General features: G+C 59.2%; 6 protein-coding genes. 2 read left to right on the top strand and 4 right to left on the bottom strand.

Annotated features, from left to right (window positions below; genetic code table 11):
• A partial coding sequence (locus ACH2EH_RS05330) for a GNAT family N-acetyltransferase (protein ID WP_395139643.1) occupies positions 1-313 on the bottom strand: 313 nt, incomplete at its 3' end.
• A 42-nt stretch (positions 314-355) separates the two neighbouring features.
• Here ACH2EH_RS05330 and ACH2EH_RS05325 point away from each other — a divergent pair.
• On the top strand, positions 356-1,186 hold the full coding sequence (locus ACH2EH_RS05325; RefSeq protein WP_395139641.1) for a M28 family metallopeptidase: 831 nt from the start codon (positions 356-358) through the stop codon (positions 1,184-1,186).
• A 6-nt stretch (positions 1,187-1,192) separates the two neighbouring features.
• Here ACH2EH_RS05325 and ACH2EH_RS05320 read toward each other — a convergent pair whose 3' ends face one another.
• From ACH2EH_RS05320 to ACH2EH_RS05310, 3 genes are read right to left on the bottom strand one after another with little or no spacing between them, the layout of a single operon-like run.
• Positions 1,193-2,521, bottom strand: a complete 1,329-nt coding sequence (locus ACH2EH_RS05320; protein ID WP_395139640.1) for a DUF1552 domain-containing protein — start codon at positions 2,519-2,521, stop codon at positions 1,193-1,195.
• Entirely contained in the window at positions 2,518-5,076 is a 2,559-nt protein-coding gene (locus ACH2EH_RS05315; RefSeq protein WP_395139638.1) for a DUF1592 domain-containing protein, read from the bottom strand. The genes ACH2EH_RS05320 and ACH2EH_RS05315 overlap by 4 nt, the downstream gene beginning before the upstream one ends.
• Before the next feature lie 3 nt (positions 5,077-5,079).
• Complete coding sequence (locus ACH2EH_RS05310) at positions 5,080-5,556, bottom strand: hypothetical protein (RefSeq protein WP_395139636.1); 477 nt, start codon at positions 5,554-5,556, stop codon at positions 5,080-5,082.
• 146 nt (positions 5,557-5,702) lie between these two features.
• On the opposite strand from ACH2EH_RS05310, the gene ACH2EH_RS05305 reads away from it, so the two are divergent.
• Positions 5,703-5,830, top strand: a 128-nt coding sequence (locus ACH2EH_RS05305) for a rod shape-determining protein (RefSeq protein WP_395139645.1), incomplete at its 3' end; no start/stop codon positions are given.

Below are 5,830 nucleotides of genomic sequence, written 5' to 3'. Positions count from 1 at the left end.
GCAAGAGTGCTTCCCCGATCCCCTGGCCCTGCGCACGCGTGTCCACATACACCGAGTTCTCCGCCGTGCCCCGGTAGCCCGGCTTGGCATTATAGGGCGAGAGAGAGGCCCAACCGGCGATTATCCCATCGCGGTCTTCGGCGACAAAACACGGGTACGGGTCTCCACTGTGCTGATCGAGCCAGTGTCGTTGTGCGGTAAGATCGCGCTCGTCGGTTTCGAGTGTGGCGGTACTTGTCTTAACGGCATCATTATATATAGCACGGATAGACTCTAGATCCTCTATTTTTGCGAAACGAATTACAAAACTCACGAAATCGTTTTACCATAATGCATCCATCCGATACAATTGTTTGTGGATAAATATGTACTCCTGACGAAAATTTCCCGATCTAATTTTGAGCGAGATGTTAAAGAGCTAGCGACGCGCTGGCCGACGCGGCACACGCTTTCAAAGCACCATCTCGCAATCGTGGCGCATCTGGAGGCACGGTTTCGCGCCATGGGCTACCGGTCTACACGCCATGCCTACGAACACAGTGGCAAGCAGCTCCACAATGTCTTAGCGCAGAAGCCCGGCGGCTCCGGAGGGGCGATCCTGCTCTGTGCGCATTTTGACAGCCGCCAGGAGAACCTTGGTGCGCCAGAATCACCTGCGCCGGGCGCGAACGACAACGCCACAGGAGTGGCGGTTCTCTTCGAAATGGCGCGACTCCTGAAAGACGTTCCGCTACGCGTCCCACTGCGCTTTGCACTCTTCTCCGGCGAGGAACAAGGCCTCTGGGGCTCGACGGCCTACGCAGCGGAGTGTAAAAAACGCGGTGAGAAGCTCACGCTGGTCTTTAACTTGGACGAGGTTGGCTACCCGGACAGGGCCAAAAGCCTTTTTCTTGACCGTGACGAAGGGGGAGTGCCTGCTAACAACGCAGCCTCTGCAACGCTCGTGGCGCGCCTGGAGGCCCTGGCAAAAACAGTGGTCAAAGTGCCGACAAAAATAGACCCCGTGGAAGCATCGGACTATGTGCCCTTTGAGCAGCTCGGCTACGTTGTCACGGGCCTTTATGAGGGCGAGTACCGGTATCCCCACTACCATAAATCTACGGACACGCCCGATAAAGTGGACTTTGCCTATGTCACCGACATGGCACGCTTGACCCTTGCTTTCCTACTCGACTACGCGAAATAGAACACGCTAAGTCAGCCCGGCCAGGGTGCCCGTGGCATCGCTGAATTTATCCGTCTCGATGCCGGATTTTTGTAGAAGCGTTAGCAAGACATTGGCGAGGGGAGGGTGCCTTTCCTGGTCAAACGCCAGGTGCTGCCCGTGCTTGAGCCCCAGTGCCTTCCCGCCCGCAAGAAGTAGGGGCAGGTTCTTGGGAGAGTGGTCGCCGGTGCCCGTGCCCGAGTTCATCCCAGAGCCGTAGACAATCATCGTCCGATCCAGCATCCGGCTCTCGCCCTCGGAGGTGGCGGCGAGGAGTTTCACGAAGCGTTCTAAGCGGCTCAGATGAAACTTATCAATCTCGGCTAGTTTTTTGAGCTTGTCCGGGCTGCCGTCATGGTGCGAGAGCTCGTGATGGTTCTCACCGCCGCCGCCAAAGCCTCCGGCCTCGCGGGACCATTCGAACGTAATCACCCGCGTCGTGTCCGTTACAAAAGACAGATACGAGAGCTGAAGCATGACATCCAGCCACAGGGGGCGGTCGTGCGCGTTGGCGGGCTGCATGTTCAGACCAAGCCCCGTTTCCGGCACTTTAGGCTTCGGCACATCAATCCAGCCCTGCAAGCGCCCTACTTGCTGCTCCGTCTCACGCACCGACGTGTAGTACTCATCGAGCTTGCGCTTATCGTCTGTGCCAAGCTTCTTGTCCAGCGCCTTCGCCTCGGCGGCGATGTCATCCAGGATGGAGCGACGCTGGGTATACCGGCGGAGCGCAGCGGCGCGATCCGCGGCGTTTTCGGGCACAAAAAGGCGCTCGAACAGCCGCCGTGGGGAGTTCTCTGAGGGGAGCGGCGTGCCATTTCGATCAAACGAGAGGGTGTGGGAGTGCCCCGCGCTTCCCGTGCCAGAGAGGTCCGAGAGCTGAAGCGAGGGGTAGCGTGTGGCTTTGGCATGGGCTGCCGCCAGAAGCTGATCCACCGAGATGGAGTTGGCATAGTCCGCACCGGGTCGGCCCTTGAGATTCGCGCCCGTCAGCCAGGTGTCCGCCCCCGAGTGCCCCCCTTCTGAGCCCGGATGCCCGAGACCCGAAAGCACCGTGAACTCATTGCGAATAGACGCCAGAGCCGAGAGTGTCGGGGAGAGTGTGTAGCCCGTACCCACGTCTTTGGGCACCCACTCCGCGATATTCACGCCGTTGGGGATGTAGCAGCAGATCAAGCGCGGGTGCTTGGCATCGGACTTTGCCCAGGGCGAAAAACCCGTGCCATCGTCGGCCTGACCACTGCGAGGCAGCATGGCGTCCAGCAGCGGTAAGAGCAGGCTCGCGCCCGTCGCGCGTAGAACAAATCGTCGGTTCATTTGGTTCGGAATGCCTCAGAGGTGATGGTGTACTCGATAAGGGAGTGCAGAGTACGCTTGTTTTGCTTCATGTGTGCGACCGCGCCTTGTAGCAGCGGTCGGTCGGCCAGGCTTAGTTCGCGGCCCAGGGCAAAGGTGAGGATTTTGGTAGCGAGGCAGGTGAGAAATGCGTCGCTCTTGGCCAGAAGCGCATCCTGAAGGCCGTCCACACCGGTGATTTTTGTGCCGTCGGGGAGGCTAGAGCTGGCATCAATCAGAGGATCGTTCTGCTCGACACGGCCTTTGTAACCGAAGCCCTCGCGCTCTCGCCATGCGCCCGATGCATCAAAGTTCTCCAGGGAAAAGCCAAGCGGATCAATGTGGCTATGGCAGCGGGCGCACTGCGGGCGCGTCCGATGAATTTCAAGGCGCTTACGAACCGTTGCCTTCTCGATTCCGGGTACGCGCGCGGCAATCTCTCCGGCATTGGCCACGGGAAGCCCCGGGTCGGCGTTGAGCAGTGTCTTCATAATCCATGTCCCGCGCTTCACGGGCGACGTTCGCGTGCCATTCGAGGTGATGGTGAGAATGGACGCTTGCGTGGGCACACCGCCTCGGTGCACACCGGGCGGAACGGCAACGCGGCGGAACGAGTCGCCCTTGACGCAGGGAATGCCGTAGGCGCGGGCTAGGCGCTCGTTGACCACCACGAAGTTGGACTTGATGAGGTTGAGCGCATCCAGATCATGCGTCAGAATCTCGGCGAAGAATGCCTCGGATTCCCGCACGATCGAGAGCTCAAAGTGCCGGTCGTAGCCAGGATAGAGGTCTGTGGCGGGAGGATTTGCCCCCACTTGCCCCAGTCCCAGCCACTGACCGGCAAAGCGCCTCACAAACTCGGAGGCACGCGGATCGGCGAGGAGACGGTTGGTCTGACTGCGGAGCGTGGCGGGCTCGTGCAGCTTCCCGGTGTCCGCAAGCAGGGAGAGTGTTGGGTCGGGCTGCGTCCCCCAGAGGAAATACGAGAGGCGTGCCGCCAGCGCGTGGTCAGAGAGCTTGCCCGTGGGCTCCATCAGGAAGAGAAAGTGGGGTGAGGCCAGCACTGCCGTCAGGGGAGCCTTGATCGCCTCGACAAAGCTCTGGCCCTGCCGCGCCTGATCAAAGAGAGCGAGCTTGCTTGTTAGCTCTGTTTCGACAATGGGGCGACGGTAGGCTTGTCGTAGGAAGCGGGCCACTACTTCCTTGGCATAGGCCCGCTCGTTGCTCTGGCGCAAGGGCGAGGGGAAGAGGATTTTTGTGTGGCTTGAGGGCGGCCAGGCATCGTAGACCGGGCCTTCCAGCTCGAACCAGTCAATCAGCAGCTCCGGGCGGGCGAAGTTTTCGTGGCTCTGGCACCAGAAATTTTCCAGAACCTTGGGGATGTCGTAGGCGTAATGGAAGTTCAGCCCGGTGGACTGCGTGGTAAAGCGCACTGGGAACGCGTAGGTATTGGGTGCGGTGTCCACATCAAACTCCGCTACTGTGCGCGGCTGCGACCCCAGATGCTGCACGAGCTTCACGCGTGGTGGGCCATAGTCATACATTGGGTCGGTGGCGAAGTGCTGAAGATCGCGTTGATAGGCCTGCTCGTGGTATTTTGCGCCGTTTGGGTTTTCCTGAAGCTGCTTATCACGCCGCGCCGCCAGAATTTTATCCGCTGCCGTCGTGACTTGCGCACGGCTCGGGATGCGTCCTGAGGTACGTAAACGGACAGTGTAGGTACCCTCAAGTGGTACGGCGAAGTTGCGGGCATCCACGCCCTTGTCCCAGCTCTCGTGGCGCACAACAACCCACTCACCCTCCTCAGTGTTCTTGCCACCATTGACAATCACGGAGTTATTCTTTTGGTCTAGCTTGACACGCCGTGCATCCATTGCCGTGGCTTTTGGATCAAAGCGCCAGATGATTTTCTCCGGACGCGGCTGGCTATCATCAACGAGTGCCTGATCTAGGATTTGTTTTGCGGCGGCGGCGTAGAGTTCAATGTGGAGTGGAGCCACCGTTAGGGCACGGGCATTGTTATCAAAACCTCCAGCGGACGGGTCTGTGGGGAAGCCGCTGGTGTCAAAGGCGACGCCGGTCAGATCCTGTAGCGAGTTTTTGTACTCCTCACGGGTGAGCCGTCGCATCACGGGTGCCCGGTCACGCAGCGTTTCCTCGGCTTTCTTTGTCTGGACAGAGACCCAGTCCATAAACGCCGAGACCTCAGTGGGCGTTGGCTGCGTCAGCTCTTTAGGGGGCATCAGGTGGCTATTGAGTTGGTTGACGACTTCCGCCCACTTCCCCTTGATCGTACGGTCCGAAAAGCTCGCCGTGAGTGTGCCATCCGCTCGAAATGCCCCTTTGGCTTTGTCGCCACTATGGCAGGTGATGCAGTATTTATCGAGAAATGGCCGCGCAACCGTCTTGTAGCCAGGATCCACTCCCTGTGCCTGCTGGGCGGGGATGGCAGGGAGGAGCAGACTCAACCCAAAAGCCGCTCCGAGTGTGGCAACGAGAAGCCTGCGATTCCATCGGGTTTTGGTGTGTTGTTGCATGGGCTAGCGTCTCAGTTGCTTCAGGGTCTGGAGAGCTATCCGGGCGACTTTGCCAAGCGGGGTTAGCTTGCTCAGAACCGGAGGGAGCAGGCCAAGGCGCTGTACGAGCGAGATACGTCGGCGAGGCACTGGGTTTGGCGTGGTCTTGCGCTGACGGAGCAGCGCGAAAAAACCGGCAGCCTGTCGTAGGTGCTGCGGTTCGATCCACATCCCCATGGGCAGCTTACCAACTGTCCAGCGCCGCTGGATATTTTTTGAGCGTCTGAGCAGTTGCAGCGACCGCGTTTTGAGCTGGGCGGCTATCACACCGCTCGCGGCGACCAGCTCTTTGGTCGTGGTGGCCAGTGGGACGGTGCGCCGGATAGCGTGGGTCACCGGGCCATTTTTGATCCTGAGGATTGCCGCCACGACGCAAAGCCAGCCGATAAGCTGCACGGCAAATACCCCCACGACTACCACATCGAGAGCGGTCCATATCATGTTTTCCAGTGTACCGAGCAGACGGCGAATTCGCGACAATCCCATGATATAATTTTTGTTAGGATCTTACCTTCACCGCTCCCATTTTCACGCCTGATTTGGGACTGGACTCCGGGGGAAGCGTCTGGCAAGCGAACTTTAATATTATGCGTTTTTTCGGGTTTCCACTACGGCGGCGGCGGATGGGGATAGATCTTGGTACCGCCAATACACTCGTCTACGTTCACGGCAAGGGAATCTTGCTTCGTGAGCCCTCCGTGATCGCCTTCGATGT

This window comes from Armatimonas sp. (genome assembly GCF_043760365.1).
GTDB lineage: Bacteria > Armatimonadota > Armatimonadia > Armatimonadales > Armatimonadaceae > Armatimonas.
Note: the sequence above shows the minus strand (reverse complement) of the source record. Positions and strands in the feature narration are given on the sequence as shown.